Annotated in this window: 23 protein-coding genes and 1 pseudogene; 17 read left to right on the plus strand and 7 right to left on the minus strand. The window is 65.8% G+C overall.

The window, feature by feature from the left end; all coding sequences use genetic code 11:
- Positions 1-9: 9 nt before the first annotated feature.
- The 4 genes and pseudogenes from AM590_RS21455 to AM590_RS14925 all read right to left on the minus strand — a co-directional run bounded on the left by AM590_RS21455 (position 10) and on the right by AM590_RS14925 (position 6,514).
- Positions 10-1,215, minus strand: a complete 1,206-nt coding sequence (locus AM590_RS21455) for a methyl-accepting chemotaxis protein (protein WP_394329101.1) — start codon at positions 1,213-1,215, stop codon at positions 10-12.
- Positions 1,207-2,940, minus strand: a pseudogene (locus AM590_RS21460) (cache domain-containing protein); the annotation flags it as partial. The gene AM590_RS21455 and the pseudogene AM590_RS21460, both read right to left, overlap by 9 nt.
- A 281-nt stretch (positions 2,941-3,221) precedes the next feature.
- A complete protein-coding gene (rbcL, locus tag AM590_RS14920; RefSeq protein ID WP_058828157.1) occupies positions 3,222-4,466 on the minus strand; it encodes a type III ribulose-bisphosphate carboxylase in 1,245 nt (414 codons plus the stop codon).
- A gap of 128 nt (positions 4,467-4,594) precedes the next feature.
- Positions 4,595-6,514: a DEAD/DEAH box helicase gene (locus AM590_RS14925; protein ID WP_058828158.1), complete on the minus strand. Its 1,920-nt coding sequence runs from the start codon at positions 6,512-6,514 to the stop codon at positions 4,595-4,597.
- Between the two features lie 156 nt (positions 6,515-6,670).
- On the opposite strand from AM590_RS14925, the gene AM590_RS14930 reads away from it, so the two are divergent.
- From AM590_RS14930 to AM590_RS14940, 3 genes are read left to right on the plus strand one after another with little or no spacing between them, the layout of a single operon-like run.
- A complete protein-coding gene (locus tag AM590_RS14930; RefSeq protein ID WP_058828159.1) occupies positions 6,671-8,116 on the plus strand; it encodes a hypothetical protein in 1,446 nt (481 codons plus the stop codon).
- Positions 8,117-8,122: 6 nt separating this feature from the next.
- A complete protein-coding gene (locus AM590_RS14935; RefSeq protein ID WP_058828160.1) occupies positions 8,123-8,788 on the plus strand; it encodes an ABC transporter ATP-binding protein in 666 nt (221 codons plus the stop codon).
- Positions 8,785-9,930, plus strand: coding sequence for an ABC transporter permease (locus AM590_RS14940; RefSeq protein WP_058828161.1), 1,146 nt, complete (start codon positions 8,785-8,787; stop codon positions 9,928-9,930). The genes AM590_RS14935 and AM590_RS14940 overlap by 4 nt, the downstream gene beginning before the upstream one ends.
- A gap of 88 nt (positions 9,931-10,018) precedes the next feature.
- On the opposite strand, the gene AM590_RS14945 is transcribed toward AM590_RS14940, so the two are convergent.
- From AM590_RS14945 to ribH, 3 genes are all read right to left on the minus strand, one after another.
- Positions 10,019-10,507 carry a type IV pilin gene (locus AM590_RS14945; protein ID WP_058828228.1) on the minus strand — a complete coding sequence of 163 codons (489 nt, stop codon included), beginning with the start codon at positions 10,505-10,507 and terminating at the stop codon, positions 10,019-10,021.
- Between the two features lie 212 nt (positions 10,508-10,719).
- Positions 10,720-11,874 (minus strand): pyridoxal phosphate-dependent aminotransferase, encoded by a 1,155-nt coding sequence (locus AM590_RS14950; protein ID WP_058828162.1) that lies wholly within the window; start codon positions 11,872-11,874, stop codon positions 10,720-10,722.
- A complete protein-coding gene (ribH, locus tag AM590_RS14955) occupies positions 11,871-12,275 on the minus strand; it encodes a 6,7-dimethyl-8-ribityllumazine synthase (protein WP_058828163.1) in 405 nt (134 codons plus the stop codon). The genes AM590_RS14950 and ribH overlap by 4 nt, the downstream gene beginning before the upstream one ends.
- Positions 12,276-12,381: 106 nt before the next feature.
- On the opposite strand from ribH, the gene AM590_RS14960 reads away from it, so the two are divergent.
- The 14 genes from AM590_RS14960 to AM590_RS15025 all read left to right on the plus strand — a co-directional run bounded on the left by AM590_RS14960 (position 12,382) and on the right by AM590_RS15025 (position 26,644).
- Positions 12,382-14,130, plus strand: a complete 1,749-nt coding sequence (locus AM590_RS14960; RefSeq protein WP_058828164.1) for a flippase activity-associated protein Agl23 — start codon at positions 12,382-12,384, stop codon at positions 14,128-14,130.
- A gap of 159 nt (positions 14,131-14,289) precedes the next feature.
- Positions 14,290-15,438: a 5-(carboxyamino)imidazole ribonucleotide synthase gene (locus AM590_RS14965; protein WP_058828165.1), complete on the plus strand. Its 1,149-nt coding sequence runs from the start codon at positions 14,290-14,292 to the stop codon at positions 15,436-15,438.
- Between the two features lie 6 nt (positions 15,439-15,444).
- The gene (gene purE / locus AM590_RS14970; protein WP_058828166.1) at positions 15,445-16,056 is read left to right on the plus strand and encodes a 5-(carboxyamino)imidazole ribonucleotide mutase; all 612 of its coding nucleotides are present in this window, start codon (positions 15,445-15,447) and stop codon (positions 16,054-16,056) included.
- A gap of 188 nt (positions 16,057-16,244) precedes the next feature.
- Entirely contained in the window at positions 16,245-16,661 is a 417-nt protein-coding gene (locus AM590_RS14975; RefSeq protein WP_058828167.1) for an NADH-quinone oxidoreductase subunit A, read from the plus strand.
- On the plus strand, positions 16,658-17,359 hold the full coding sequence (locus AM590_RS14980; protein WP_008321368.1) for an NADH-quinone oxidoreductase subunit B: 702 nt from the start codon (positions 16,658-16,660) through the stop codon (positions 17,357-17,359). Before AM590_RS14975 ends, AM590_RS14980 begins: the two co-directional genes overlap by 4 nt.
- On the plus strand, positions 17,356-19,029 hold the full coding sequence (locus tag AM590_RS14985) for an NADH-quinone oxidoreductase subunit D (protein WP_058828168.1): 1,674 nt from the start codon (positions 17,356-17,358) through the stop codon (positions 19,027-19,029). The genes AM590_RS14980 and AM590_RS14985 overlap by 4 nt, the downstream gene beginning before the upstream one ends.
- Positions 19,029-20,078 (plus strand): complex I subunit 1 family protein, encoded by a 1,050-nt coding sequence (locus AM590_RS14990; RefSeq protein WP_058828169.1) that lies wholly within the window; start codon positions 19,029-19,031, stop codon positions 20,076-20,078. Before AM590_RS14985 ends, AM590_RS14990 begins: the two co-directional genes overlap by 1 nt.
- Positions 20,075-20,536 carry an NADH-quinone oxidoreductase subunit I gene (locus AM590_RS14995; RefSeq protein WP_042666382.1) on the plus strand — a complete coding sequence of 154 codons (462 nt, stop codon included), beginning with the start codon at positions 20,075-20,077 and terminating at the stop codon, positions 20,534-20,536. Before AM590_RS14990 ends, AM590_RS14995 begins: the two co-directional genes overlap by 4 nt.
- 105 nt (positions 20,537-20,641) lie before the next feature.
- A complete protein-coding gene (locus AM590_RS15000) occupies positions 20,642-20,902 on the plus strand; it encodes an NADH-quinone oxidoreductase subunit J (protein WP_004971032.1) in 261 nt (86 codons plus the stop codon).
- Positions 20,899-21,270 (plus strand): NADH-quinone oxidoreductase subunit J, encoded by a 372-nt coding sequence (locus AM590_RS15005; RefSeq protein ID WP_058828170.1) that lies wholly within the window; start codon positions 20,899-20,901, stop codon positions 21,268-21,270. Before AM590_RS15000 ends, AM590_RS15005 begins: the two co-directional genes overlap by 4 nt.
- Entirely contained in the window at positions 21,270-21,572 is a 303-nt protein-coding gene (gene nuoK, locus AM590_RS15010; protein ID WP_058828171.1) for an NADH-quinone oxidoreductase subunit NuoK, read from the plus strand. The genes AM590_RS15005 and nuoK overlap by 1 nt, the downstream gene beginning before the upstream one ends.
- Positions 21,573-21,575: 3 nt before the next feature.
- Entirely contained in the window at positions 21,576-23,597 is a 2,022-nt protein-coding gene (gene nuoL, locus AM590_RS15015) for an NADH-quinone oxidoreductase subunit L (RefSeq protein ID WP_058828172.1), read from the plus strand.
- On the plus strand, positions 23,594-25,123 hold the full coding sequence (locus AM590_RS15020) for a NuoM family protein (RefSeq protein WP_058566660.1): 1,530 nt from the start codon (positions 23,594-23,596) through the stop codon (positions 25,121-25,123). The genes nuoL and AM590_RS15020 overlap by 4 nt, the downstream gene beginning before the upstream one ends.
- Positions 25,124-26,644 carry an NADH-quinone oxidoreductase subunit N gene (locus AM590_RS15025; protein WP_058828173.1) on the plus strand — a complete coding sequence of 507 codons (1,521 nt, stop codon included), beginning with the start codon at positions 25,124-25,126 and terminating at the stop codon, positions 26,642-26,644.
- Positions 26,645-26,651 lie beyond the last annotated feature (7 nt).

The raw sequence follows: 26,651 nt of genomic DNA on the forward strand, positions 1-26,651 counted from the left end.
GTCGGCGACTCAGTCGTCCGACGGCGAGGGACCGGTCCCCTCACCCGACCCGTCGGCGACAGCCTCCGGTCCCGACTGCGACTGCGCGGCGGGAGTCGCCTCGGTCGGCGCACCGCCGCCGCGTCCGCCCTGACCGACGTCGAACCGACCGACGAGGTCGTTGAGCGACTCGGCGGACTCCGACACCTGCTGGATGTTCCGCGTGACCTCGTTTATCGCGGCGGTCTGTTCTTCGGTCGCCGCAGAGACAGTCGCCGTCTCCGAGGTCGTCTCCTCGCTCACGCTCGACACGTCGTCGACCATCGAGACGACTTCCTCGGTCGAGACGGCCTGGTTCTCGGTCGCCTGCGAAATCTCCTCGACGCCGTGTTCGGCCTCGCGAATCGCCCCGGAGATGTGGTCGAACATCTCGATGGCGTCGCCGATGGTCTCGGAGCCGCTCTCGACGCTCTCCTGCATGGACTGCATGTCGTCGACCGTGTCGTCGGCGCGGTCGCGCACCTCGTCGATTTGGGCTTCCACCTCGTCGGTGGCCTGACTGGCCTCTTTTGCGAGCGCCTTGATCTCGTTGGCGACGACAGCGAAACCCTCGCCCGCCTCGCCCGCGCGGGCCGCTTCAATGGATGCGTTGAGCGCGAGCAGGTCCGTCTGCTCCGCGATGTCGTTGATGAGTTGGACAATTTCGTTGATTTCGCCCACCTGCTCGCCGAGGGCTTCGACCCGCTCGACGGCCTCGTCGGCCTCGGTCTCGATAGTCGATATCTCGTCGGTCGCCTCCGCGGCGTGCTCGCGCCCCTCGTCGGCGAGCGACACGGCCTGATTCGCCGACTGGACGACGCCGTCGGCGGAGGCCGCGACTTCCTCGATGGTCGCCGAGAGGTCGTTCATCTCATTTGCGACCGTCTGGAGCCGTTCGGTCTGCTGTTCCGCGCCGTGGGCGATTTCCTCGACCGACCGCGCGGTCTCTTGGCTGGCGGATTCGATTTCCTTCGCGCTCGACACCGTCTCGTTGCTCACCGCCGCGAACTCGTCGGCGACGGACTGCACCTCGACGAAGCCGTCTTGGAGCTTCTGAATCCCGGTGTCGAGGTCGGTCATGATAGCGCCGAACTCGCCGGGGAGGTCGGTCCGGAGGTTCTGGTCGAGGTTGCCGTCCCCGAGTTCCGTTCCGGCGGTCCGAAGCGCCGAGACCTGCTGTTCGAGGTTCGCCTGCATGTCGTCGAACGCCTCGACGAGTTCGCCGAGTTCGTCGTCGTTGGCGTCGATGTCCTCGTCGTTGTCGAACCGCCCGCGGGCGAGCGACTGTGCGCGGTCCCGAAGCGTCTCTATCGGCTCCGAGAAGTACCGCGCGGCGACGTAGCCGACGCCGACGACGACCACGATGATGCCGACGATCAACAGGAGCATGATGTTCCGGGCCATGTCCGCCCGGTTGTTCATCGCCTGACTGAGCTGTTCGACCGGTCCCGTCACGTCGGACTCGGGGACGGTGGCGACGAGTTCGTACTGTCCGTTCCCGAAGTGGAGCGGCGCGTACCCGACGAAGTAGCGAGCCGATTCGCCGCCGTCGCCGACCGACTCGTGAGTGGTCAGTCCGCTCTGGCCGACAATCGCCGTCACGTTCTCCGCGATTTCGGACTCGGCGGTGCCGAGCGACTCCTTCGAGTCGGTCAGGAGGTCACCATCTTCGCTCACGATGGTCAGATGGCCGGTTTCACCGACTTCGATGTCGTCGATGAGCGTGTCGAGGAGTTCGAAGTTGAACTGGAGCGTGATGGTCCCGGCGAGCTCTCCCTCGCGGTACACCGGCGCGGTGACGTAGATTGCGGCCTCGCCGTCGACGGTCGTCACCTCGCTGACCTGAATCTCGCCTTCCTGAAGCTCGGTCGCGGCCTCGAACCACGGCTCGTCCGCGAACGAGGTGCCGGACACCGACTCGGTGGTGATGCCGTCGTCCGTGCGCATCGCTTGGACGATGCCCTGGCCGTTCTCGTCGGTGAACAGAATCTCGTCGTAAGTGGGTCGCTCCTCGCCGTCGATAGTCACGGCACGGGTTCTGAGGTAACTCCGGAACGAGTCGTTAATCTCGTCGCGGGCGTCGGTGACGGCGGCCGTCTGCAGTTCGTAGTAGTAGACGCTCGGCGCGAGCACCCAGTCGAAGTCCTCGTGGTAGGCGTACGCGACGAACTTCTCCTCGACGGGGTTGCCCTCCTGCGTGGTGTCTTCCCACTCGTACTCGACGATGCCCCAGTCCTCGCCGTTGCGGACGGCGGCGTTGGACTCGATTTCGGCGGGCACCTGATTGAACGCCGGTATCCCGGCGTCGTCGACGGCGTTGACCCCGTCTTCGAGGCCGTGGTGGACGACGAAGTTGACGTCGCTGTCGAGGATGAACGCGTAGCCGGTAGAGCCGACGTAGCCGGGGTGGAACGACTCGGAGAGCGTTCCGCCCTGTTGGACGCCGTTTCCAGCCGTCCCGGCGATTCGAGCCTCGACTTGGTCTTTCACCTGTTGTTGCTCCGTCGGTGTGAGTTCGTCCCAGTCCTGCCCCCCGTACTGGTTCGCGAGGACGGTCTGTTTCGTGGTCTCGACGGTGGCGCGCATCTGGAGCGCCATGTAGCCCAACTGCGCTTGGCTCTGTTCCTGGACGAGTTCCATCTCCCCGGCCCGGGCGGCCTCGTAGTTATGGACAGGTGCCGAGTCCGCCAGCGCGAGAGCGTCGATTCGACGGGCGTCGAGGAGGTTCTGTATCTCCTCTTGCCGGGCGGAGACGGTGTGGTTCAGGTCGGCGGTAATCTGCCCTTCCAGCGTGGCCTCGCTTTGGTCTTGGGCGTAATCTCCAATGCTACTCATTCCTTGGACGCCCGCGACGCCAACGACTGCCACGGGAACCAGCGAGATGGCGAGACAGAGCGCGATAAGTTTCGTTCGTATCTTCATGGTTTGGTTGATATCGGCGAGTCCCGGCGTCCCCCAATACGCGCCGAACAGCCGGTACGTGACCGAATAGCTCTGAGTCTAGCTCTGCCAGAACAACCGTATAAAACTCCCCCGCCAATTATTATCGGCGATATTCGAACGCAGAACCACTTCGAATCCCCGTCAAATAGCGGGTCAATTTCTCACTCGGTATTGCAGCAATCGCTCAACACGTTTCGAACCATTGTCACGAAACAGCAACAATTGCGGCCGAGAAGGCGGTCGCACCGCCTCGTCAGCACTTACCGCGGCGTCTCCGTCCCCCACTTGTCGAGGGCGACGGCGAGTTCGGGCGTCTCCTCGGCGGCCTCGGTGATTGACCTCCCCTCGGCGTAGGCGTCGATGGCCGACCGGAGCGCGACCGCGCCCGCGCGGGTGCCGTCGGGGTGGCCGTGGATACCGCCGCCGAGTTGGACGCAGACGTTCGTTCCCGTGGCGTCGAGCAGGTCGGGGAGGAGGCCGGGGTGGAGTCCGCCCGAGGCGACCGGCAGCACGTCGGTCGTCCCGTAGAGGTCGCCCGCGAGCCAGTCGTTGATGCCGACGGTGTCCTCGTTGGCGAGCTTGCCGAGGCCGGCGGTGCCGGTGTGGAGCTGGTCGACGCCGCAGAGACGGCTTATCTGTGCGAGCACCCGCATCGAGACGCCGTGGGCCGGGAGCCGGTCGAAGGCGGCGTGCATGGCGCGGTGGGCGTGAATCGCCAGCCCGTGTTTCTCGGTGCGCTCGCGGACGGTCTGGAGGCCCGCCCAGCCCGCGGTGATGATGTCCACCATGACGTACTCGCCGCCCTGCGCGGCCACCTCGTCGACTCGGTCGAGCATCGTCTGGGTGTCTGCGGTGACGTTGATGAGGTACGATTTCTTCTCGCCCGTCTCGTCCTCGGCGTCGTCGCGGAGCGACAGCGACTCAGTCAGGCGGTCTGAGAAGGGGTTGAACGCCTGGTCGGTCAGGTTCTCGTCGTCCTTCAGGAGGTCGACGCCACCGACCCACGCGTCGTAGCCGACCTGCGCGTGCGCCACCGTCGAGAGGCCGACTTTTGGCTTGGGGACCGTCGCCGTGATGGGGCGGTCGGTGACGCCGAATATCTCCTCACGGACCGACGACCCGTACAGCGGGCCAGGGTACGTCGAGACGACGGACTCGGGCCACTCGCAGTCGAGGAGGCGAATCGTGTCGACCGCCTTCATGCCCATGATGTTGCCGGCGATGCACGACAGCACCTGCGGCATGTTTCCGGGTTCGAACAGCCCGGCGGGGTAGGCGACCTTGATGCGGTCGCCGTCGATGTCGAACGTCGTCGCGCCCATGTCGGTGAAGTCAGCGCCGGTCTGGAGGGCCGCCCACGTGCCGTTGGAGGACTCCGAGGCCACGCGACTCGCCGCCGCCTCTGTCGACATCCCCGTCGCGGGGTCGATGCGGAAGGTGCAGACGAGGTCCTCGTCGGTCGGTTCGTAGTCGAGGTCGAGGAAGTCTTCGTACGTGATACCCATAGCTTCGCCTACGCCCCCGCGAAGCTTAAAACGGCATCCCGAAGCGACTTTGACCCCTCGACGCGAAGGAGAACGGTTCGGCGCGATACGGGGTCATGAGGGGGTCGTCACGTGGTCGGTCATCCGCGTCAGGGCGACAGCAGCGCCCGGACCTCTCGGAACTCGGGAACGTCGGTGTCGAGGGCGGCACAGAGCGCGTCGGCCGCGCCCAGCAGCCACTCTGCGCGCTCCACGCGGGACTCCACGTCGCCCGGCCCGATTCGGTAGCGCTCGACGAGTTCCTCGATGTCCGAGCCCTCGGTCCACTCGTGGAGGATGCGGGCGGTCTTGACCGCCGTCAGCCACTCCTCGAAGGGGTCGGCGTCGTGCATCGCGGTGGTGAACTCCGCGGCGTGGCTCCGGGCGTACTGGTACATCAGTGCCCGCTCGCGGTTGCCGAGGTAGGTGTCGTGCATGTCCGGCGTGTCGCAGACGACTTCGAGGGCGGTCCGGGCGGTGACGTGCTCGTCGGCCATCGTCTCGATGGTCCGGATGCCCGAGACGATGCGCGCCCCGGTCGTCGGCGAGACGTACTGTCTGGAGGTCTGTGCGCCCAGCGTCGTCGCCGACAGCGTCCCGTCCGTCGCGTCGAGGAGCTCCATCGCTTCGAGTTCGGAGACCACGTCGGCGACGAGTTCCGCGAGGTCAACGCTCGGGTTCTGGTGGGCGTAGTAGGTCGCCGAGAACACGTCGGCGACGCCGTCGAGGCTGTCGGCGAACCCGGAGGCGACGACCGAGAGGACGTGCGTCCGGAGCGCCTCGGGGTCGTCGAACTGCGAGTCCACGGCCTCCGCGTCGGCGGTGACGTAGCGGTCGAACAGCTCGGCTTTCGTGTCCGCGTCGCCGACGAGGACCGCCTCGCCGAACGGGTCGAGGTGCGGGCGACCGGCGCGGCCGCACATCTGGTGCACGTCGAGGACGGGAATCCATTCCATCGCGTCGCCGGTGTAGCGCTTCTGGTCGCGGATGACGACCCGTCGGGCAGGGACGTTCACCCCGGCGGCGAGCGTCGGCGTCGCGCAGATGACCGCGAGCCGGCGGTCCCGAAACGCGTTCTCGACGGCGACCCGGTGGGCGCTCCGCAGGCCGGCGTGGTGGAAGCCGACGCCGGTCCGGGCGCACTCCGAGAGCTGGCGGCCGGTCGCGGTGCCGCCGAGTTCGTCGAGTTCGTCGCCGAGGGCGGGCGCGGGCGAGAAGTCCTCGTCGGCGAGGCGGTCGGCGAGCGCCTCGGCCTCGCGGCGCGACCGGACGAACGCGAGACACTGCCCGCCGGTCTCGACCGCGTCTTCGACGAGCGCGACGGTCGCTTCGGTGGCCTCGTCGTCGTTCGGGCCGGTCGGGGGGACGACCACGTCGAGGTCGGTGCCGTCGTCGAACGCGACGGTCTCGTCAGCGTAGACGCCGGTGCGGAGCGAGACGGGTCTCCACGTGCTCTCGACTAACGCCGCGTCGAGCCAGTCGGCGATGACCTCGGGGTTGTCGACGGTCGCCGAGAGGGCGACGAGCTGGAGGTCCGGGACGCGGCGCTGGAGCGTGGCCAGCGTGACTTCGAGCGTCGGTCCGCGACCCGGCGCGCCGAGGAGATGGACTTCGTCGACGACGACGCAGGCGAGGCGTTCGACCCACGGCGCACCGTTTCGAATCGCCGAGTCGACCTTCTCGCTCGTGGCGACGACGATGTCGTGGTCGCCGAGTTCCGCCTCGTCCGCGTCGAAGTCACCCGTGGAGATGCCGACGCTCACGCCGGGCAGTCGGTCGAACGTCTCGTATTTCTCGCGGGCGAGCGCGCGGAGCGGGACGATGTAGAGCGCCGGCCCGTCGGCGGTGAGCATGGCGAGTTCCGCGATGAACGTCTTGCCGCTGGCGGTCGGAATGGCGGCGACGACGCGGCCGCCCTCCGCGACGCCGGCCTCGACCGCGGCGGCCTGCGGCGGGTAGAGTTCCTCGATACCGTCCGACTCGTAGTGGGAGACGAGGGCCGCCGACAGCGGGAGGTCACGCACGCGCATCTGTCACAGTTCTGGTGGCGGACTCACATAAGTATCTTCGCCGGGCGGGAGGTCGCCGACCGACGGCCCCCGAACCGGGCCGAGACGTTCGGCCTCGTGCGACCGTCAGCCACGGCAGGTATTTCCGTCGGCTTCTCGATATATGGATTGATAAACATGAGCAGGCGTGCCCTCTCGGTCGCCCTTCTCGTCGTCGTCGTGCTCGCCGGGCTCCCGGCACCGACGCTCGGCGCGGAGGCAACCGCTTACATCGACGACGTCTCCGTCTCGCCCGCACAGCCGACGCCGGGCGAGCGGTTCATCCTCTCGACTATCGTACAGAACGCACAGAACAGCCCGTCGAACCTCCAAGTGACGGACGTGTACGTCCGCACGGCTGGCGGGTCGAACGACCTCGCTCGGGCCGAAGACCTCGGGACGATTCCACCCGGGAGCGACCTCGACATCCCGCTTTCGGTCCGGCTCGCCGACGCGGGGACCTACGATCTCCGCGTGACTGTCGTCGGCCGGAGCGACGGCAGCATCCAGCGGCTCCAGTACCCCGTCGTCGTCCGCGTCCGCGAGGGTGGTCCGCAGGTGACCGTCGAGGTCGGCGACGCGGTCATCGGCACGGAGACGCCCGTTCAGGTCACCGTCTCAAACGGCGAGGAGGAGGTGGCGCGCAACCTTCGGCTGTCGGTCGCCGCCGAGGACGCGACCGTGCGGAACGACACCCGCGTCGTCCCGCGCCTCGACTCCGGGCAGGCCCAGACGTTCCAGTTCGACGTGACGCCCGGCGCGACCGACTCCGAGGTGACGGCGACGCTGCGCTACACCACCGCCGACGGTAACGCCCGGACGACGACCACCACCGCGCCGCTCGCCGCCGATGAACTCCGAGAGAACGTCCGCCTCGACGCGACCCTCGGCGACGGCGCTCGCCCCGCGGTCGTCGTTGACGTGACGAACCTCGGCAACGCACCGCTCGACGACCTCGTCCTCTCGTTGCGGGACAGCGGTTCGACCGTCGTCGGAACGCCGGTCGGCACCGTCGCGGCCGAGTCCACCCGGACCGTCCGACTGAACGTCTCGTCGGTCGACCGAGCGACGCTCGACGTAGTCGCCGACTACGAGACCGGCGGCCGCGACGGCTCCGCGGCGACGACCATCGACTACGTCGCCGCTCCCGGCCAGATTTCGCTCACCGGCGTCGACGTGGAGCGCGAAGACGGGAAGATACACATCTCAGGCAGCGCGAGCAACGTCGGTCTCAGCGACGCCCAGAGCGTCGTCGTCCGGGTCGTCCCGACCGACGGCGTCACCCCCGAGCGCCCCTACAAGGAGTACTTCGTCGGCTCGGTTCCCGCGAGTGACTTCGCCTCGTTCGACCTCTACGCCACCGTCGACGACGGCGTGGCCGCCGTCCCGGTCGAGGTGAGCTACCTCGCCGACGGCCGCGAGCGGACCGTCGAAACGACGGTGGACGTGAGCGACCTCTCGCAACCCGTCGACTCGAACGACGGCGGCGGCGGGGGCCTCGGCACCACGCTCCTCCTCGTCGGCGGCCTCGTCGCCCTCCTCGTCGTGGTCGGCGTCGGAATCTACGCCTACAGACGACGCTGATTCGAGATGAACCACATCATCGAACTCCAACGCGTCTGGAAACGCTACGACACCGGCGGCGAGGTCGTCGAGGCGCTCAAGGACGTGGACTTCCACGCCGACCCCGGCGAGTTCGTCGCCGTCATGGGGCCCTCGGGGAGCGGGAAGTCCACGATGCTGAACGTCCTCGGCCTCCTCGACACACCCACTGAAGGGACCGTCTACCTCGACGGACAGGACGTGACCGACCTCTCCGACCGGGAGATGACGGTCCACAGAAAGCGCTTTATCGGCTTCATCTTCCAGAGTTTCCACCTGATTCCGACGCTGTCGGCGCTGGAAAACGTGGAGATGCCGACGCTGTTCGGCGACGACCCGACCGCCCGCGACCGGGCGACGCACCTGCTCGAACGCGTCGGCCTCGGCGAGCGACTCGACCACCGTCCCGACCAGCTCTCGGGCGGGCAGAAACAGCGCGTCGCCATCGCGCGGGCGCTCATCAACGAGCCGCGCATCCTCCTCGCCGACGAGCCGACGGGGAACCTCGACCGGAAGACCGGCCGGAGCGTCCTCGACCTGTTCGACGAGATTCGCCGCGAGGACGACGTGGCGGTCATCGCCGTCACTCACGACCCCCAACTCGGCGACTACGCGGACCGAACGGTCGAACTCATCGACGGGAGGATACAGTGAGCGTCCTCGACGACCTCTTCCGGCGCGTTCCCGCGCTGTTGATGGCGCGTCGGAACCTCTCGCGCAACCGCATCCGCTCGGGGCTCGCCGTCCTCGGCATCATCATCGGCGTCCTCGCCATCGCGTCGCTCGGCATGTTCGGCACGACGCTCCGCACCGGCGCGAGCCAGCAACTCGGCGACATCGGCAACGAGATCAGCGTCTCGCCCAACTTCCAAGAGGGAATCGAGGAACTCACCGAGCGCGACGTCGACGAGATTCGTCGCGCGGTCACCGACGGCGCGGTCGTCCCCGTCCGCTCAGAATCGAGACTCGTCTCGCGGGGTGATCGACAGACCGTCACCACGGTCTACGGCATGGAGAATCCCGGCGCGCTCTACGAGGCCGAACAGGGCCGCATTCCCGACCGACTCAGACAGGGCGCGCTCGTCGGCTCCGGCACCGCCGGCTTGCTCGACGTCGAGCCCGGAAACACCATCTCCGTGGACGGTCGGACCTACCGCGTCGCGGCCGTGCTCGCCGAACAGGGAGGCATCTCGCTCGTCAGCCCGAACAACGCCGTCATCGTCCCCGTCGAGGACGTAAACGGCACGGGCTACTCGCAGGTCGTCGTCAGCGCCGACTCCGGACAGGCCGCGAACGAATCCGCGGTCGCCATCCGCGAGGCCCTCAACGAGCGCGAACAGCGCGTCTCGGTGTTCGAACTCCAGTCCATCACGGCGGGCATCAACGAGTTCTTCGGCATCCTCAACGCCTTCCTCATCGGCATCGGCTCCATCTCGCTGGTCGTCGCCGGCGTGAGCATCCTGAACGTCATGCTCATGAGCACCATCGAGCGACGCCAGGAAATCGGCGTCCTCCGCGCCGTCGGCGTCCAGCGCGGCGACGTGATTCGCATGATTCTCGCCGAGGCCGGCCTGCTCGGCGTCGCCGGGGGCGTCATCGGCGCGATACTCGCGGTCGGCGCGGGCGTCGCGCTCAACGCGTTCGTCCTGAACGACCCGCTTGCGACCTTCCAGGCGGCGAACCTCCTCTACATCGTCCTCGCGGTCGGGTTCGGCGTCGGTACCAGCGTCCTCTCGGGGCTGTACCCGGCGTGGAAGGCGGCCAACGAGCGACCGGTGGAGGCGCTCAGGAAGTAGTTGGGACTCTGGAAGCGGAGTTTTGATGAAAAATGGGGCGTCGTCGGCCACGCGTTGGCCGGTTACCGCGAAACCTTTTGCAGGGTCGTTACGCGTCGGGGCCGGTCCACTTCTGGAGAGTCGCGGAACTCGAACCTGACTCGTCGGTCCAGACGATGCGGACGGTCTGGTTGTGAAGAACATCTGTTGGCCCGTTGCTCGGCTTAATTGTTACTGAGTTCCCGGCAGAGACAGCAGCACCTGTGTCATCTTGGAGTGCGTCCCAAGTGAGGCTCTGTGAAGCTTCAGTACTCGTTACTGTATCCGCTTTGTCGACAATCTTGACACCAGTAGTCACATTGAGACGTGCTGCGCTGATCTCACCGCCACTTTCGTGCGTGATGGTCAGATTGCCAGCATCGCTTCCATCAAAGTCGAAACTGAAACTCGCCTGCGGAGCAGTCGCGGTCTGCTCACCCAGTCCGAGGACGAACGTCCCGATAACGGCCGCGAGAATGACTGTAATCGCGACCATTAGAATCACACCGATAACCGGTGATACCGCACCATCGTCTGCCAGTAGTTGTCGTAATTTCATGAGTTGAACACTCCATACATACGCGGATCGTCCGCGGAGAACCCACCCGAAGAGCGGTATGTACGAATAGTACATAGAGGGTAGACAAGATAAATCTAATCAAAGACACGACAACAAAAATCACGTTCTTCCCTAGCATACTGTCCAGCTGACAACCAGTACGGGCTATCGGAGTCGGAGCGTCGCCGCAAAAATCGGGTCGCCGCGCGCGCTTAGATGTAGTCGTGTTCGGCGAGGCGCTCGACGGCCTCGCGGAGTCGCTCTTCGCTCGCGGCGTAGGAGATACGGGCGTAGCCCGGCGCGTTGAAGGCGCTGCCGGGGACGGTCGCGACCTTCGCGTCCTGAATCGCACCTTCACACCACGCCTGGTCGTCGTCGTCGACGGGGAGCATCATGTAGAACGCGCCCTTCGGGACGGCCACGTCAACGTCGTGTTCGGCGAGGAGGTCCACGAGCATGTCGCGGCGCTCCTCGAACGCCTGCCGCATCTCCTCGACGTCGTCGTCGGTGCGCTCCGAGAGCGCCTCGACGCCGGCGTGCTGGACGAAGTTCACGGCACAGGAGACCGAGTGTGAGTGAAGCTTGCCGGCCTGCGAGATGAGGTCCGACGGGGCGTGGAGGTAGCCGAGCCGCCAGCCGGTCATCGAGAACGCCTTGGAGAAGCCGTTGATGGTGATGGTTCGGTCTTCCATCCCGTCGAGAGAGCCCAGCGAGGTGTGCTCGAAGCCGTCGTAGACGATGCGCTCGTAAATCTCGTCGGAGATGACGGCGAAGTCGTGTTCGACCGCGAGGTCGCGGACGCCTTCGAGCGCCGCGTCGGAGAAGACGCCGCCCGTCGGGTTCGACGGGGAGTTGACGACGAGGAGTTTCGTCTCGTCGGAGACCGTCTCGGCGAGTTCGTCGAGCGCGGGTTCGAGCCTGAAGTCGTGCTGTGCGAGGTCGACGCGGCTGAGGGTGCCGCCGGCGAGCTTGACCATCGCCTCGTAGGAGACCCACGCGGGGTCGAGGAGGACGACCTCGTCGCCGTCGTCGACGAGCGTCTGGAACGTCTCGAAGAGCGCCTGCTTGCCGCCGGGCGTGACGATGACCTCGTCGGCCTCGGCGTCGACGCCGTTCCCGCGGAGCTTCGCCGCGATTGCGTCCTTGAGTTCCGGGATTCCGTTCGACGAGGTGTAGCTCGTGTGTCCCGCGTCAAGCGCGTCCTTCGCCGCCTGCGTGATGTTGTCCGGGGTCGGGAAGTCCGGTGCGCCGACCGAGAGGTCGACCACGTCTTCGCCCTGCGCTTCCAGTTCGCTCGCGAGGTTCGAGATGGCGAGCGTCGCGCTCGGTTCGACGCGGCCGACTCGGTCGCTGAAATCGAAGTTCATGCCAACGCCTCCACCATATCAGTCGCAGCGTAAACCGCTTCCGCACCTTTGCTGACGCGCTCGCGCGCCTCAGCGCCGCTCATGCCGGGGCCGGAGACGCCGAACGAGACGGGCTTGTCGCGGTCCAACGAGACCTCAGTCAGCGACTTCGCGGTCGCGTCGGCGATGACGCGGTCGTGGTCGGTGTCGCCGGTGACGATTGCGCCGATGACCGCGACGGCGTCGATGTCGTCGCGGCGGGCGAGTCGGTCGGCCGCGAGAGGTGAGTCGTACGCGCCGGGTACCTGAACCGTCTCGACCACCTCTGCGTCGCGCTCGGCGGCCGCGTCGCGGGCCGCCTCCTCCATCTGTTCCGTGACCGACGAGTTGAATCGGGCCACGACGAGTCCGAGAGAGACCATGGCCGACCCTTCCCGTCTCGGATAAAAGAACTACCGACACCGACCGAATTTGGCCCGGCGGCGGACAAGCACAAAAGTTGTATTGTCGGCGTCGCGATGGGTGGGCATGAGTACTGACAGTGGGACCGAGACGGTCACTCGGTCCCGTGCCCTCCTGGCGCTTTCGGGCGCGGTGGTCGTCGCCCTCCTCGTCCGCCTCGTCGACCTCGGCGGCCGCATCTTCCACTGGGACGAAGGCCGCGTCGGCTACTGGATTCTTCGGTATCACGAGACCGGCGAGTTCTCCTACCGGCCCATCATCCACGGCCCGTTTCTCCCCGTCGTCAACGACTATCTCTTCGCGGTCCTCCCGGCGACCGACTTCACGGCTCGACTTCCCGTGGCGCTCGTCGGCGGCCTGCTCCCGCTTTCGGTCTGGCTGTTCCGAGAGCATCTCCGCCGCGACGAGATGGTCGCGCTCGCGCTCTTCCTCGCGGCGAATCCCATCTTGGTCTACTACTCGCGGTTCATGCGCAACGACGTGCTGGTGGCCGCCTTCTCGTTCGTCGCGCTCGGCTTCGTCGTCCGCGCGTACGACACCGGCCGCCTCGCCTACCTCATCCCCGCGGGCGTCTCCTTCGCGACCGGCTCGGCAGCCAAGGAGAACTACGTCGTCTACCTCGCGTGTTTCCTCGGGGCGGCGTTCCTCGTCTTCGACCACCGACTGCTCGCCCGCACCTCGGCCGGCGAGTCCGCCCGCGATGTCCTCTTTTCGGAACTGCCCGCGAGCATCCGCGACCGACTTCGCGCACGCGGGGCGGGAAGTCTCGGTTACGGCGCGATTCGGTACGCCGCAGGCGTCCTCGGGGGGCTGCTCGCCTTCCTCGCCGTCTTCGTCTTCTTCTACGCGCCGCGGCCCGACCTCTGGAACGCGCTCGGCGGCTCAACTGCGGTTCTGCCCGTTCTCGAAGCCGGGACCGTCGGCGCGGTCTCCGAGATGTTCGGCAGTTGGCTCGGCGGAAGCCACCAGTCCCACGAGTATCTCCCGTACTTGAAGGACTTCCTCGAAACGTTCGTCTACGGCGCGCCGGTGCTCATCGTCTTCGCGCTCGTCGGCATCGTCGTGGACCGGTACGGCGTCGTCGCCGGACGGGTCCGCTGGCTCGTCGCCTTCGCGACCTACTGGGGCGTCGTGAGCATCTTCGGCTACCCGCTGGCGACCGACATCCAAGCGCCGTGGGTCGTCGTCCACGCGATCGTCCCGCTCGCGGTCCCGGCGGCGGTCGGCGCGGCGTTCGTCTTCCGCTCCGGCGTGCAGGCGCTCGACGCCAAGGACACGGTCGGCGTCGGCCTCGCGGCGCTCGTGCTCGTCGCCTCAGTCGGCGGCGTCGCGGCCGCCAACGTCGACTACTGGAACGCCTCGACCGACGAGGACAAGGAGGTGCTCCAGTGGGCCCAACCCGAAAACGACCTCAAGGCCACGCTCGACGACGTGGAGCGCGTGTCGGCCGCCAACCCCGGAACCGACGTGCTCCTGTACGGAACCCACCCGCCGGACAGCGACGAGACGCACTTCTACGTCTCCAACGAGTCGAACCCGCTCGGTGGGCCCTCGTGGCACAGTCGACTCCCGTTCCCGTGGTACTTCGAGGGCTCGGGCGTCGAGCGCACCAGTAGCGCGCCGGACGCGAACGTCTCCGAGGTGACCGCCGACGCGCCGCCGGTCGTCATCGCCTACGAGTGGGACCGAACCGAACTCGAATCCGAACTCGACGGCTACGTCGTGCGCCAGCACGCCTTCAAACTCTGGAGCGAGGACGTGGTCGTCTTTATCGACGAGGACGCGCTCGCGACCGCGAACGAGACGCGGGGCTGACGCCGACCTGCGGCGTTCGACGACCCGATTTTTCTCGCGTTCGACGCGTTCGAGCGCCCGGCTCGTTCTGCGTCTTCTGCCCCGATTGTATCCACGGACGTGCCTATTTGAACACATAATGTGGCAACGTTTATGCACCGACGTACTGAACCCGCGACTGTGACCGTCACCGTACCCGGACCCACGCTCGGCGTCGTCGGTGGGGGCCAGCTCGGGCGCATGCTCGGCGAGGCCGCCGCACCGCTCGGCGTCGACATCGTCGTGCTCGACCCGACACCCGACTGCCCGGCATCGGCCGTCGCCGACCAAATCGTCGGCGACTTCGACGACCCCGAGGCGATGGCGGAACTCGCCGCGCGGGCCGACGCGCTGACGTTCGAAATCGAACTCGCCGACCCGGACCTGCTCGACGAACTGGCCGCCGAGGAGGGAATCGATGTCCACCCCTCGCCCGACGCGCTCCGGACCATCGAGGACAAACTGGTCCAGAAGGACACCTTCGGCGAGGCGGGCATTCCGATTCCCCCGTTCCACCGCGTCGACGACGCGGCCGACCTCCGCGACGCGCTCGACGAGTTCGGCTCGGTCATGCTGAAAGCCCGAACCGGCGGCTACGACGGCCGCGGGAACGTCCCCGTCACCGACCCCGAGGACGCCGAGGCCGCCATCGAGGCGGTCGGCGGCCCGGCGATGGCCGAGGCGTTCGTCGACTTCGAGCGCGAACTGTCTGTCATCGGTATCCGCGGTGAGGACGAAATTCGGACTTTCCCCGTGGGCGAGAACGTCCACGAGGAGGAGATTCTCCGCGAGACCGTCGTCCCGGCGCGGACGACCGACGAGGTTCGCGAGGAGGCCGACCGTGTCGCCCGCGAAGTGCTTTCGCACCTGCCCGGCCGCGGCGTCTTCGGCATCGAACTGTTCGAGACCCCGGCGGGCGACGTGCTCGTCAACGAGGTCGCGCCGCGCCCGCACAACTCCGGCCACTGGACCATCGAGGGCGCGCTCGCCTCGCAGTTCGAACAGCACGTCCGCGCCGTCCTCGGGTGGCCCCTCGGCGCGACGACCCGCCGGTCGCCCACCGTGATGGCGAACGTCCTCGGCACCGTCGACGAGAGCCGACCCGCGCGCCTCGGCGGCCTCGACGACGCGCTTGCGGAATCGGGCGTCTCGCTGCACTGGTACGGCAAAGACGAGGTGCGCCCGCTCCGCAAGATGGGCCACCTCACCGCCGTCGGCGACGGCGATGTCGACCTCGAAGCGCTTCTCGCACGCACGCGTGACCTCCGGGACGGACTACACTTCGACTGATACACAATGACGACAGAACGGGATCTCATCGACGAACTGCACGCACAGGCCGACGCCGACCGCGACCCCGAGACGACGCCCGACGTGGGAATCATCATGGGGTCGGACTCCGACCTCGACGTGATGTCCGGCGCGCACGAGGCGCTGGACACGCTCGGGTTCGGCGAACAGACGGACTTCGACGCGCCGCCCGAGGAGCGATTCACCTACGAGACGTACGTCGTCTCAGCACACCGGACGCCGGACTTGATGTACGCCTACGGCGACACCGCGCGCGACCGCGGCGTCGAGGTCATCATCGCCGGCGCGGGCGGCAAGTCCGCGGACCTGCCGAACATGACCGCCTCAATCGCGTACCCGCTTCCGGTCGTCGGCGTCCCCGTTCAGGAGAAGTCGGTGGACTCGGTCATCGGGATGCCGACGGGCGCGCCCATCGTCGCGGTCGACGCCGGCAAGTCGTTCAACGCCGCACTTTCGGCCGTACAGGCGCTTTCTCGGGGGTACCCCGAACTCGAAGACCGGCTCGTCGAGTACCACGAGGACCTCGTTTCCGACGTGGCCGAGACCTCGGCCGCGCTCCACGACCTCGGGGTCGCGGGCTTCCGCGACTCGCGGTAGCGAAGCGCCCGTTATCCCCAGTCAGTTTTCCGCAATCGAGAGCCGTTCCCGGCGTCGAAACCCTGCCCGCGCGGGGTTCCGGGCGTCTCTCGCGTATTTTCCAAATAGAAGCCCTCTCGCGCCCGAAACACACAAATCAATGTTTATAGGGGAGCGCTTCTAACCGCCGCACGTCAGGGAGACACGGCATGAGTGATTGGATTGCAATCGGTGCGATGGGTTTGGTCGGTGTCGGCTTACCGCTCGCGATGATGGCGGTGTCGGCGCTGCTTCGCCCAAGCGTACCGGAACAAGGAAAGAGTGCCACGTACGAGAGTGGTGAGGTGCCGACAGGCACGGCGCGCGTCCAGTTTAACATTCAGTACTACATGGTCGCGCTGCTGTTCCTCGTGTTCGACATCGAGACCGTCCTGATTTTCCCGTGGACGGTCATTTACCGCTCTGCCCTCGAACAGGGCGCGTCGCTGGCGACGATTCTGACGCCGATGCTCGTTTTCATCGGTGTCCTCGTCGTCGGCCTCGTCTGGGCGTGGCGCAACGGCGCAGTCAAGTGGGTCAAAAGCCCGCAGGCAAGTCGTCGTAAGACAGAGAGACAAGATGCATGAGTAGCGAACAGAAACCATTCGTCACTGACGATACACAGGTACAGACCGAGACTCGCGACGCCCGGATGGCGGGGGCGGACGACCGGTTCAACTCGAAGCTTCGGGAGGCGTTCGGCTCGTCACCGTTCATCCTCACGAAGTTCGACAAGTTCATGAACTGGGTCCGCGGGTCCTCGATGTTCATGCTGCAGTTCGGTATCGCGTGCTGCAGCATCGAGATGATGCACACCTACGCGATCAAGCACGACCTGGACCGATTCGCGGCGGGTGTGCCGCGTGCGTCGCCGCGACAGGCCGACGTGATTATCGTGCCGGGGACGATCGTTTCGAAGTTCGCCCCGCGCATGAAGCGCGTCTACGACCAGATGCCCGAGCCGAAGTTCGTCGTCGGTATGGGGTCGTGTACGATTTCCGGCGGCCCGTTCCAGGAGGGCTACAACGTTATCAAGGGCGCAGAAGAGGTCATCCCGGTGGACATCCACATCCCCGGCTGCCCGCCGCGCCCGGAAGCGCTCATCTACGGTATCGCGAAGCTCCAAGAGCGCATCGCGAACGGCGAGTCCAGTCCGGTGACGGTCAAGCCGTACGAACTGGAGCAGTTCGGCGACCTCGAGCGCGACGAAATCGTCGACAAACTCGCCGCGCAGATCGACGAGGACGACCTCGTTATGCGGTACAACTGGGCTGATTCGCCATGAGTCTCGAAGAGCAACAGTCCGACGAACCCGCGGAACTCGAATCGGGCGTCAGCCGCGGCGACGAACTCGCCGACCTGCTCGGCGACCTCGTCGTCGGCCGCGAAGAGCACATGAACGCGCCCGGCCTCGTCATCCGTCCCGACGAGGTCCAAGACGCGCTGTTCAAGCTCCGCGACGAGGCCGGCTTCGACCACCTCTCGTGTGTGACCGCACAGGAGTACGAGGACCGCTACGAGTCGATCTACCACCTGACGAAGTTCGACGACCGGACCGACGAGGTCTCGGTCGTCGTGCCTACGTCGAAGGACAACCCGGTCAGTCAGTCCGCCGAACCGGTGTTCCGGACGGCCGACTGGCACGAGCGAGAGGCGTACGACCTCGTCGGCATCCAGTACGAAGACCACCCGGACCTGCGCCGCATCCTCCTGCCCGAGACGTGGCAGGGCCATCCGCTCGGGCTGGACTACGACCAGGACCGCCCGCAGATCGCGACGCTCCGCGAGCACGCGAATCCGCTCGAAGAGGACCACCGCGCCGGGGACAGCAACACGATGTACATCAACATCGGACCCCACCACCCGGCGACCCACGGCGTGCTGCACGTCGAGACGGTCGTCGACGGCGAACAGGTCGTCGACCTCGAATCCGACATCGGCTACCTCCACCGCTGCGAGGAGCAGATGTGTCAGCAGGGGACCTACCGGCACCAGATTATGCCGTACCCCGACCGCTGGGACTACATCTCGGCCGGTCTCCTGAACGAGTGGGCCTACGCCCGCACCGCGGAGGACCTCGCGGATATCGAGGTTCCCGAGTACGCCCAGATCATCCGGACGATGAGCGCGGAACTGTGCCGCATCGCGTCGCACATGATCGCGCTCGGTACGTTCGCGCTGGACGTGTACGGCGACTTCACGGCCATCTTCATGTACGCCATGCGGGACCGTGAAATCGTCCAGAACATCCTCGAAGACCTCACCGGTCAGCGCATGATGTTCAACTACTTCCGGCTCGGCGGGGTCGTCTGGGACCTCCCCGAACCCCGCGAGGAGTTCTTCGAGAAGATTCGTGACTTCCTCGACGGACTGCCGCAGGCTCTCGAGGAGTACCACGACATGATTACCTCGAACGAGATTCTGCAGGCCCGTACGGTCGGTACGGGCGTCCTGCCGCCGGAAGTCGCAAAGAGCTACGGCGCGACCGGACCGGTCGCTCGCGGCTCCGGCATCGACTACGACCTCCGCCGCGACGACTCCTACGGTTACTACGACGAACTCGACTGGGACGTCGTCGTCGAGGACGGTTGCGACAACTTCTCGCGCCTGCTCGTGCGTATGCGCGAGGTCGAGGAGTCGGCCAAGATCATCCAGCAGTGTGTCGACCTGCTCGAAGACTGGCCCGAAGACGAGCGGAACATCCAGGCCAACGTTCCGCGCACCCTCAAGCCCGAAGAGGACACGGAAATCTACCGCGCCGTCGAAGGCGCGAAGGGCGAACTCGGCATCTACATTCGCGCCGACGGCACCGACAAGCCGGCCCGCTTCAAGATTCGCAGTCCGTGCTTCTCGAACCTGCAGACGCTCCCCGAGATGTCCGAGGGTGAGTACATCCCCGACATGATTGCCTCGCTCGGCAGTCTCGACATCGTTCTCGGAGAGGTGGACCGGTAATGAGTCTGCAAGCGGTCCTTCCGGACACGATCAGCGGCCTCCTCGGCCTCGAAGGCGTCCTCGGGGACGTTGTCGGCGGACTCGTCGGCGCGTTCCTCGTCGCCAACATCATGCTCATCATGACGGCGTTCGCCGGGCCGTGGGCCAAACGGAAGATTACGGCCGCCTTCGGTGACCGTATCGCGGTCAACCGAATCGGTCCGTTCGGTCTCTTGACCATCGTCACGGACGCAGTCCGTCTGCTGTCGAAGGAGCTCATCGTTCCCGAGGGCGTCGACCGTCCCGCGTGGGACCTCGCGCCGATAGTCATTCCCTTCTCTGCGTTGCTCGGATTCGCCGTCATCCCGATGGGTAACGGCATCCAGCTCGCGGACCCCGAAACCGGCCTCGCGTTCGCCTTCGCCGCGGCGTCTATCGCCTCGCTTGGCATCGTCATGACCGGCTACGCGTCGAACAACAAGTTCTCGCTCATCGGTGCGCTCCGTGCCGTCGCGGCGAACATCGCCTACGAGATTCCGCTCGTCGTCACGGCGGCCTCGGTCGTCATCTTCGCCGGCTCGCTCCGCATGAGCGAAATCGTCGCCGTGCAGGCCGAGCCGCTGCTTTCGGTCGCGGGCGTGACGATTCCGACGTGGTTCGCGTTCGTGAACCCCTTCGCGTTCGCGCTGTTCATCATCGCGAACCTCGCGGAGGTCGGCCGCAACCCGTTCGACATCCCCGAAGCGCCGACCGAGATTGTCGCCGGGTACCAGACCGAGTACTCCTCGGTCTACTTCGTGCTCATCTACCTCGGTGAGTTCATTCACATTTTCCTCGGCGGCGCTATCGCGGCGACCCTGTTCCTCGGCGGTCCGGCGGGCCCGGTCCTGCCCGGATTCGTCTGGTTCACCATCAAAATCTGGGCGTTCTTCCTGTTCACCCAGTGGGCGCGCTCCGCGGTTCCGCGCCTTCGCGTCGATCAGTTCCTCGAAATCGGTTGGAAGGGGATGCTCGTGCTCTCCTTCGCCAACCTGGTTCTCACGGCCATCATCGTGGGGGTGATTGTATGATCGGAATCCTCAAAGGCATGGCAGTGACGCTGAAGCACGCGCTCGACGGGCAGACGTTCACGGTCGAGTACCCCGAGACCGCGCCCGAAGTGAGCCCGCGTTTCCGCGGCGTCCACAAGTTCAGCCAAGAGCGGTGTATCTGGTGCCGTCAGTGTGAGAACGTCTGTCCGAACGACACGATTCAGATCGTTCAGGACGACCAGCGCAACGGCGAGCAGTACAACCTCCACATCGGCCAGTGTATCTACTGCCGACTCTGCGAGGAGGTCTGTCCCGTCGACGCCATCCTACTCACGCAGAACTTCGAGTTCACGGCGGACACCAAGAACGACTTCGTCTACAACAAAGAACAGCTCAAGAACGTCCCGTGGTACAAGGACATCGACCCGCTCAACTCCCGCAACCCCGACCGCAACGCGTGGATCGGCGAGGGCGAAGGAGAGGTCGACTACCAGTAACATGACCGCGAGTGAATCGTTCGAGTCCCGTCAGCCCGCGTCCGCTACCGGACGCTGAGGACGTTCTCGAAATGTTCAAAGGAATATCTCAAGGAGACATACACAATGGTTTATGAAACCATCGCGTTCGCGCTGTTCGCCCTCATTACCGTGGGCTGCAGCCTGGGCGTCGTCCTCGTGCGGGACATCTGGCATTCCGCACTCCTGCTCGGGGGCGCGCTCTTGAGCGTCGCGGTGCATTACGTGATGTTGCAGGCGGAGTTCCTCGCCGCCATGCAAGTCCTCGTCTACGTCGGCGGGGTACTGATTCTCATCACGTTCGCCGTGATGCTGACGCGTATCAATCCGGAGGTGAGTAGTACATGACAACCAAACCGCAGCTGAAACTCGGTTCGCACCTCGTGCCCGGACTCGCTGCCGTCGCGCTGTTCGTCGTGATGGCGGTCGTGTTCCTCGGTGCGTCGTTCCCGAACCCACAGGGGTTCGCAGAGGGAGCAAACATCACCGCGAGCATCGGATATTCGATGTTCAACCTCGACTTCGGGGACGTCACCGGGGAAAGCTTCCTCGTCGCGTTCATCGTCATCGCGGTGACGCTCGACGTCGCTCTTGACGGTGCCATCCACCTCGCGAGGCGCGAAGAGAGCGGTCAGATGCGGACCATCCTGACCGACGGCGGCCGCGAGCTCAAGCGAACGTTGCTCGACAGCGACGATGAGGAGGGAGACCACTGATGGTTCCCCCGCAATACTATCTGCTGCTGTCGGCAGCCGTGTTCTGTATCGGCATCTTCGGCCTCTTGACTCGACGGAACGCGCTGTTGTTCCTGATGTCGGTCGAACTGATGCTGAACGCCGCGAACATCAACCTCGTCGCGTTCTCCTACTACTGGGGCAACGTGACGGGCCAGACGTTCACCCTGTTCACGCTGGCGCTCGCCGCCGCCGAGGTGGCGGTCGGTATCGGCATCATCCTCGTACTGTACCGCAACTTCGACGGCGTGGACGTGACTAACGCGACCACGATGAGGTGGTAATCTATGGCAGGTATCTTAGACTTCGCTCCGGCCATCGTCCTCCTCCCGTTCCTCTCGTTCCTGATCGCGCTCGGGGCGGGACGGTACATGCCGAAGGGAGGGGCGCTGGCGGGTATCGGCGCGACGGCGGGCTCGTTCGTCCTGTCGATCGCGACGTTCTTCGCCGTCAGCGGCGGACAGACTTACAACCAAACGATTTACACGTGGGCGGAGGGCCTCGACGCCATCAACCTGACGTTCGGTCTACTCATCGACCCGCTTTCGTCGATGATGCTCGTCATCGTGACGCTCGTCGCGCTCCTCGTCCACATCTTCAGCCTCGGCTACATGAACGACGAGGGCGAGACTGGTCTCCCGCGCTACTACGCCGGGCTCGGCCTGTTCACCGCCTCCATGCTCGGGTTCGTCGTCGCCGACAACCTGCTCATGGCGTTCATGTTCTTCGAGCTGGTGGGCCTGTGTTCCTACCTGCTCATCGGCTTCCACTTCCGGCAGGACGGCCCGCCGAGTGCCGCGAAGAAGGCGTTCCTCGTCACCCGCTTCGGTGACTACTTCTTCCTCATCGGCGTCGTCGCGGTGTTCGCGACGTTCGGCTCCGCCGCCTTCGCCGGCCCGGACGCCTTCCCGGTTCTCGCCGAGGAAGCGCTCAACGGCGAACACTCGGTCAACACGTTCCTCGGTATGGGAGAACAGGCGTGGTTCACCGTCGTCGGCCTCCTCGTTCTCGGGGGCGTCGTCGGGAAGTCCGCACAGTTCCCTCTGCACACGTGGCTCCCGGACGCGATGGAAGGTCCGACGCCCGTCTCCGCGCTCATCCACGCAGCGACGATGGTCGCGGCCGGTGTCTACCTCGTCGCCCGGATGTACGGGTTCTACGTGCTGACGCCGACGACGCTCGCCATCATCGCCCTCATCGGGGGCTTCACCGCCCTCTTTGCGGCGACCATGGGCGTCGTCAAGAAAGAAATCAAGCAGGTGCTCGCGTACTCGACTATCAGCCAGTACGGCTACATGATGCTCGGCCTCGGTGCCGGTGGCTACGTCGCGGCGACGTTCCACCTCATGACGCACGCCTTCTTCAAGGCGCTGCTGTTCCTGGGTGCCGGTTCGGTCATCATCGCGATGCACCACAACGAGAACATGTGGGACATGGGCGGTCTGAAAGACAAGATGCCCGTGACCTACTACGCGTTCCTCTCCGGGTCGCTCGCCCTCGCGGGCATCGTCCCGTTCGCAGGCTTCTGGTCGAAAGACGAGGTCCTCTACGAGACGCTTATTCACGGCCTCGGTGGCAGTCCGATTCTGCTCGCTGCGTACGCGATGGGCCTGCTCGCCGTGTTCTTCACGGGGTTCTACACCTTCCGGATGGTGTTCCTCACCTTCCACGGCGAGCCACGGTCCGGAACGGCGCGTGACCCCCACGGCGTTCGCTGGAACGTCAAGGGTCCGCTCGCCGTTCTCGGCGTGCTCGCCGCGACGACCGGGCTCGTCAACATGGTCCCGGTCGAGAAGCTCTTCGGCATCAAGGGAATCGACTTCCTGCACCAGTTCCTCGACGGAAGCTTCAGCTCGCTGAACGCGCACCACTACGCCGAACTCATCCCGTACAGTTCGGGCTACATCGGCGGCGAGGCCGGAACGGTCGCTATCGGTGCGGCCGTCTCGCTCGGCTTCGCGCTCGGCGGTGCCGCGCTCGCACACGTGCTGTACAACGTCCCCGAGCCCGTCGAACACACGGACAAGCTCGGGAGCATCAAGACCGTACTGTACAACAACTACTACCAGGACGAGTACCAGGTCTGGATCGCGACCGGCGTCGTCCAGCCCATCTCGCGCGTCCTCGATAAGTTCGACCAGGGTATCGTCGACGGCGTCGTCAACGGTATCTCCAGCGTGAGCCTGTTCGCTGGCGGTCGCGTCAAGCGCATTCAGACCGGTGTGGTGAGCAACTACGTGGCGCTCCTCACGCTCGGTCTGACCGCGCTGCTTCTCGGTCTCGGCCTGCTCGGAGGTTGGTTCGCATGATAATCGAAGCGCTCATCGCAGTCACGTTCCTCGCCGCGCTGGTCACCTTCGTCCTGCCGGACCGGTACGCCGGCAAGGCGGCCTTCGCGCTGAGTCTGGCTCCCGTCATCGGGAGCCTCTACATGTGGCAACAGTACGACGCGAGCGGGAACGCCTTACTCGGCGGGAACATCGCGTTCGAGACAGACGTCGTCTGGCTGCAACTCGGCCAGTACGACCTCCACTGGATGGTCGGCGTCGACGGCATCAGTATGCCGCTCGTCGTCCTCACGACCATCCTCACCACGCTCGCTATCGTCAGCGCCTGGACGCCGATCGCGGAGCGTCAGTCCCAGTTCTTCGGGCTGATGCTCCTGATGGAGGCGAACCTGCTCGGCGTCTTCACGGCGCTCGACTTCTTCGTCTGGTTCGTCTTCTGGGAGGCCGTCCTCGTCCCGATGTACTTCCTCATCGGCGTCTGGGGCGGTCCCCGCCGCAAGTACGCGGCGATTAAGTTCTTCGTCTACACGAACATCGCGTCGCTCGTGATGTTCATCGGGTTCATCTCGCTGGTGTTCGGCCTCGGCGACTCGATTACGTCGCTGCGGTTGCCCGAGATTGCCCAAGCGTTGCAGGCCGGGCAGCTCGGAAGCTTCGCGGGACTGTCGGCCGGCGCGCTCGCGTCGGTCGCGTTCATCGCGATGTTCTTCGGGTTCGCGGTCAAGGTCCCGGTCGCCCCGCTTCACACGTGGCTGCCGGACGCACACGTTGAGGCCCCCACGCCGGTGTCGGTCATGCTGGCGGGGGTCCTCCTGAAGATGGGTACGTACGCCCTGCTCCGGTTCAACTTCACGATGCTGCCGGAGACGGCGCGCGCCTTCGCGCTGCCCATCGCCCTGCTCGCCGTCGCGAGCGTCATCTACGGCGCGCTTCTCGCGCTGGCACAGCAGGACCTCAAGCGTATCGTCGCGTACTCCTCTGTCTCGTCGATGGGGTACGTCATCCTCGGTCTCATCGCCTACACCACCTACGGCGTCGGCGGTGCGACCTTCCAGATGGTCGCCCACGGCCTCATCTCCGGTCTGATGTTCATGGCCGTCGGCGTCATCTACAACACGACCCACACGCGCATGGTGTCAGACATGTCCGGTATCGCCGACCGGATGCCCGTCACGGCGGGCATCTTCGTCGCCGGTGCGTTCGGCTACATGGGCCTGCCGCTCATGGCCGGCTTCGCCGCGGAGTTCTTCATCTTCAAGGGCGCGTTCGAGTCCACGGTGATGGAGGCGATGCCGCTGTTTACCGGCGCCGCGATGTTCGGTATCGTCATCGTCGCCGGCTACCTGCTGTTCGCGATGCAGCGGACGCTGTTCGGACCCTTCCGGTTCGACGGCGACTACGACGTCACGGAGGCGCCGTTCCACGACGTCGCACCCCTCGCGGTGCTGCTGCTTCTCACCATCGTGCTCGGTGTCTCTCCGGACATCTTCTTCACGATGATTCAGGACGCGGTTAATCCGATTCTCGAACTGGGAGGTGCGTTCTAGATGACGCCCCTCCAGACGCTCCCCGAGTGGGCGGCGACGGCTCCCGCCATCGTGCTCGCGCTGACGGGACTCGCGCTGCTGCTCATCGACACCATCGACCCGGACTCCACGAACAACGGCCTGCTGGCCGGCACGGCGACGCTCGGCGCGCTCGCCGCCGGCGGCATCGCCGCCTGGTTCCTCATCGGTGGAACCGGTATGGAGTCTACCGGCGGCGCGATTTCGCTGTACGGCGACGCGCTCGTCGTCGACGGGATGAGCCTGTTCTTCACGCTCATCTTCACCAGCGTCACCGCGATGGTGACCGTCGCCTCCTACGACTATCTCGCGGACGAGGAGTACCAGGGTGAGTTCTACTCGCTCGTCATATTCGCCGCGACCGGTATGACGCTCATGGGGATGGCGAACTCGCTGGCGACCGTCTTCGTCAGTCTCGAACTCGCGTCCCTCCCCTCGTACGCGCTCGTCGCGTTCCTCAAGAAGGACCGCGGCAGCATCGAGGCGGGCCTCAAGTACTTCCTCATCGGCGCGCTGTCGTCGGCGGTGTTCGCGTTCGGTATCAGCCTCGTGTTCGCCGTCACCGGCTCGCTGGTGCTCCCGGAAGTCGCCGCGACGCTTGCTGAGGGCACCGAACTCGTCGGCGTCCTCGGCCTCGGCGTGCTGATGATCGCCGGCGGCTTCGCGTTCAAGACCGCCTCCGTTCCGTTCCACTTCTGGGCGCCGGAGGCCTACGAGGGCGCGCCCGCTCCCGTGAGCGCGTTCCTCTCGTCGGCGTCGAAGGCGGCCGGCTTCGCCGTCGCCTTCCGCGTCTTCACCGTCGCGTTCCCCCTCGAGACCGTCACCGCGGTCGGCGGCGGGAGCGTCGACTGGTCGCTTCTGTTCGCGCTGCTCGCCGTCGTCACGATGACGCTCGGTAACTTCGCGGCGGCGACCCAAGAGAACGTCAAGCGCATGCTGGCGTACTCCTCTATCGGGCACGCCGGCTACGCGCTCATCGGGCTCGCGGCCATCACCGTCGACGGCGGTGCCGCGAACGGTGACGTGCTCGGCGCGAGCATGGCCCACCTGCTCGTCTACGGCTTCATGAACACGGGCGCGTTCCTGTTCATCGCCATGGTCGAAAAGTGGGGCCTCGGCCGCACGTTCGAGGACTACAACGGCATCGCGTCGAAGGCGCCCATCGCCGCGACGGCGATGACCGTCTTCATGTTCTCGCTCGCCGGCCTGCCACCGTTCGGCGGCTTCGTCTCGAAGTACGCGCTGTTCTACTCGGCCATCGAGTCCGGCTTCTGGTGGCTCGCCGCCTTCGGTGCGGTCAACAGCGCGCTGTCGCTGTTCTACTACAGCCGTGTCGTGAAGGCGATGTGGATCGAGGAGCCGTCGAAGCCCCTCGAAATCGGCAGCCAGCCGGTCGGTCTCTACGTGGCGATTATCTTCGCCGCGGTCGGGACGGTCCTGCTCCTGCCCGGCTTCCAGCCCGTCATCGAGACGGCCCAGACCGTCGCCGCGGCGCTCTTCTGAGCGTCTC

This window comes from Haloferax sp. Q22 (genome assembly GCF_001482285.1).
In the GTDB taxonomy this organism is placed as follows: Archaea; Halobacteriota; Halobacteria; order Halobacteriales; family Haloferacaceae; genus Haloferax.

What these genes read in the sequence shown, in the direction of transcription:
- AM590_RS14935 (WP_058828160.1), top strand. Translation starts at nt 8,123, where the DNA reads ATGAACCACATCATCGAACTCCAACGCGTCTGGAAACGCTACGACACC.
- AM590_RS14950 (WP_058828162.1), bottom strand. Translation starts at nt 11,874, where the DNA reads ATGAACTTCGATTTCAGCGACCGAGTCGGCCGCGTCGAACCGAGCGCG.
- AM590_RS14985 (WP_058828168.1), top strand. Translation starts at nt 17,356, where the DNA reads ATGAGTCTCGAAGAGCAACAGTCCGACGAACCCGCGGAACTCGAATCG.
- AM590_RS14975 (WP_058828167.1), top strand. Translation starts at nt 16,245, where the DNA reads ATGAGTGATTGGATTGCAATCGGTGCGATGGGTTTGGTCGGTGTCGGC.
- purE (WP_058828166.1), top strand. Translation starts at nt 15,445, where the DNA reads ATGACGACAGAACGGGATCTCATCGACGAACTGCACGCACAGGCCGAC.
- AM590_RS14980 (WP_008321368.1), top strand. Translation starts at nt 16,658, where the DNA reads ATGAGTAGCGAACAGAAACCATTCGTCACTGACGATACACAGGTACAG.
- AM590_RS14925 (WP_058828158.1), bottom strand. Translation starts at nt 6,514, where the DNA reads ATGCGCGTGCGTGACCTCCCGCTGTCGGCGGCCCTCGTCTCCCACTAC.
- AM590_RS15020 (WP_058566660.1), top strand. Translation starts at nt 23,594, where the DNA reads ATGATAATCGAAGCGCTCATCGCAGTCACGTTCCTCGCCGCGCTGGTC.
- AM590_RS14945 (WP_058828228.1), bottom strand. Translation starts at nt 10,507, where the DNA reads ATGAAATTACGACAACTACTGGCAGACGATGGTGCGGTATCACCGGTT.
- rbcL (WP_058828157.1), bottom strand. Translation starts at nt 4,466, where the DNA reads ATGGGTATCACGTACGAAGACTTCCTCGACCTCGACTACGAACCGACC.
- AM590_RS15000 (WP_004971032.1), top strand. Translation starts at nt 20,642, where the DNA reads ATGGTTTATGAAACCATCGCGTTCGCGCTGTTCGCCCTCATTACCGTG.
- AM590_RS15025 (WP_058828173.1), top strand. Translation starts at nt 25,124, where the DNA reads ATGACGCCCCTCCAGACGCTCCCCGAGTGGGCGGCGACGGCTCCCGCC.
- AM590_RS14930 (WP_058828159.1), top strand. Translation starts at nt 6,671, where the DNA reads ATGAGCAGGCGTGCCCTCTCGGTCGCCCTTCTCGTCGTCGTCGTGCTC.
- nuoK (WP_058828171.1), top strand. Translation starts at nt 21,270, where the DNA reads ATGGTTCCCCCGCAATACTATCTGCTGCTGTCGGCAGCCGTGTTCTGT.
- AM590_RS21455 (WP_394329101.1), bottom strand. Translation starts at nt 1,215, where the DNA reads ATGCAGGCGAACCTCGAACAGCAGGTCTCGGCGCTTCGGACCGCCGGA.
- AM590_RS14995 (WP_042666382.1), top strand. Translation starts at nt 20,075, where the DNA reads ATGATCGGAATCCTCAAAGGCATGGCAGTGACGCTGAAGCACGCGCTC.
- AM590_RS14990 (WP_058828169.1), top strand. Translation starts at nt 19,029, where the DNA reads ATGAGTCTGCAAGCGGTCCTTCCGGACACGATCAGCGGCCTCCTCGGC.
- nuoL (WP_058828172.1), top strand. Translation starts at nt 21,576, where the DNA reads ATGGCAGGTATCTTAGACTTCGCTCCGGCCATCGTCCTCCTCCCGTTC.
- ribH (WP_058828163.1), bottom strand. Translation starts at nt 12,275, where the DNA reads ATGGTCTCTCTCGGACTCGTCGTGGCCCGATTCAACTCGTCGGTCACG.
- AM590_RS15005 (WP_058828170.1), top strand. Translation starts at nt 20,899, where the DNA reads ATGACAACCAAACCGCAGCTGAAACTCGGTTCGCACCTCGTGCCCGGA.
- AM590_RS14960 (WP_058828164.1), top strand. Translation starts at nt 12,382, where the DNA reads ATGAGTACTGACAGTGGGACCGAGACGGTCACTCGGTCCCGTGCCCTC.